We start from the raw sequence: 1242 nt of genomic DNA on the forward strand, positions 1-1242 counted from the left end.
TGGACGGGTTTTCTCTCTCATGGGGTAACTCCGTGGATCGTCGTATTTAGGCGCATGGACCGGGAATGAGGGTGCCCGAGGTCGACCGAATTTCACTCGAAGTTGTCCCGGTGTTCTACGAGAGTGCCGAAACGTTTCGGCATAGTCAATAGCTCTGATGTAACGATTCGGCGCAATTTCTTCAACTGAACAATCGTCCGCCAGGTTCCCACTGCCGAAACGATTGGGCGTTACTCTTGAGTAGAAATCGCCCAGCAACTAGAGGACGCGACCCCGATGATCACGCCGAACGTCCCGACGCTTCGCGATGTCGCGAGCGCCGCCGGCGTCGCGGTGTCGACGGTCTCCTATGCGCTCAACGGCAAGGGCCGAGTCGACGCGGCCACGCGAGCTCGAGTTCAAGAGGTTGCCGACCGCCTGGGATACCGGGCCAATCGCTCGGCACAGAATCTTCGAACCGGCCGTACCGCCACCCTGGGGCTCATGCTCCCCGCTCCCGACCAACTGTCATCGGCCGAGTACCTCAATTTCGACTGGTACGGGCGCGTGGCTACCGCCGCGACCCAGGCCGCATTCCACGGCGATCACTCACTCCTCCTACTGCCGTCGATGAAAGATCCGAACGGACTGCGGCGCATCGAGATGGACGGCGTGCTGATCGTGGACCCGATGACGCACGACCCACGTGTCGACGTCTTGAAGAAAATCGGAATCCCCGCTGTCGCAGTCGGTCCCGGAAACCCCGACCAGTTCGAATGGAGCATCTCACCCGATCTCGTCGCCACTACCGAAACGCTCTTGAACCACCTCACCGAACAGGGTGCGACGGACATACTCATCCTCAACCCCGGTGATCGCGCCGACCGACGCCGTCAGCGCGGTGGCGGTCGGTCAGAAGCTCGGGCTCCCGAAACGGGTCATCGCCATCCTCACGGGCGAAGGGCTCGTCAACGACGCCACCGCGCTCACGCTCTTCACCGTTGCCGTCGCAGCAGTGACCGGAACCAGAATTGCCACCGATTCGCCCCTGTTGTTCTTCGCGTACGAAGTGATCGGTGGCGTCGTCGTCGGTTTGGTGCTCGCGTTCGTCGTCAAGTTCGTTCGTGCACGCATGTACGACTCTCCACTCGAAACCGGCCTGGGGTTGGTGCTTCCGTTCGCCGCCTCACGGACGACGATCTTCGGGAGATCCTCCTCACACTCCGCACCGAAGGCTGGCTCGCCGAGGAAGCCCTCGTCACC

At 61.8% G+C, this 1242-nt stretch carries 1 protein-coding gene and 1 pseudogene; both read left to right on the forward strand.

Annotation, left to right across the window (positions count from 1 at the left end; genetic code table 11):
* Positions 1–276: 276 nt before the first annotated feature.
* Positions 277–423, forward strand: a pseudogene (locus ABT116_RS47745) (LacI family DNA-binding transcriptional regulator); the annotation flags it as partial.
* A gap of 427 nt (positions 424–850) precedes the next feature.
* The coding region (locus ABT116_RS47750; protein WP_351647738.1) for a cation:proton antiporter domain-containing protein at positions 851–1242 on the forward strand (392 nt) is incomplete at its 3' end.

Origin of the sequence: Streptomyces sp. NPDC002130, from assembly GCF_040296465.1 — a bacterium.
Taxonomy (GTDB): Bacteria; Actinomycetota; Actinomycetes; order Streptomycetales; family Streptomycetaceae; genus Streptomyces.